Genomic DNA, 507 nt, shown 5'->3' with positions numbered 1-507 from the left:
GCCCCAACGGCGCCGGGAAATCCACCACCTTCAAAATGATGTGCGGCCTGCTGGTGCCCACCTCCGGCAAAGCGCTGGTGCTGGGAATGGATCTCAAGGTCAGCTCTGGCAAGGCGCGCCAGCATCTGGGCTATATGGCGCAAAAATTTTCGCTGTACGGCAACCTCAGCGTCGAGCAAAACCTGCGCTTTTTCTCCGGCGTCTATGGCCTGCGCGGCCGGGCGCAAAATGAAAAAATCGCCCGGATGAGCGATGCCTTTGGCCTGAAAAGTATCGCCCGCCACGCCGCCGACGAGCTGCCGCTCGGCTACAAGCAGCGGCTGGCGCTGGCCTGCTCCCTGATGCATGAACCCGATATTCTGTTTCTCGATGAACCCACCTCCGGCGTCGACCCCCTCACCCGCCGCGAGTTCTGGCTACATATCAATAGCATGGTTGATAAAGGCGTGACGGTAATGGTCACCACCCACTTTATGGATGAGGCGGAATACTGCGACCGCATCGGGC

Annotated in this window: 1 protein-coding gene; it reads left to right on the top strand. The window is 59.8% G+C overall.

From position 1 onward, the window contains the following. On the top strand, nucleotides 1-507 hold a 507-nt coding region (locus tag OOZ15_RS20130), incomplete at both ends, for an ABC transporter ATP-binding protein (protein WP_265958211.1).

Origin of the sequence: Galbibacter kalidii, from assembly GCF_026241135.1 — a bacterium.
Taxonomy (GTDB): Bacteria; Bacteroidota; Bacteroidia; order Flavobacteriales; family Flavobacteriaceae; genus Galbibacter.
Note: the sequence above shows the minus strand (reverse complement) of the source record. Positions and strands in the feature narration are given on the sequence as shown.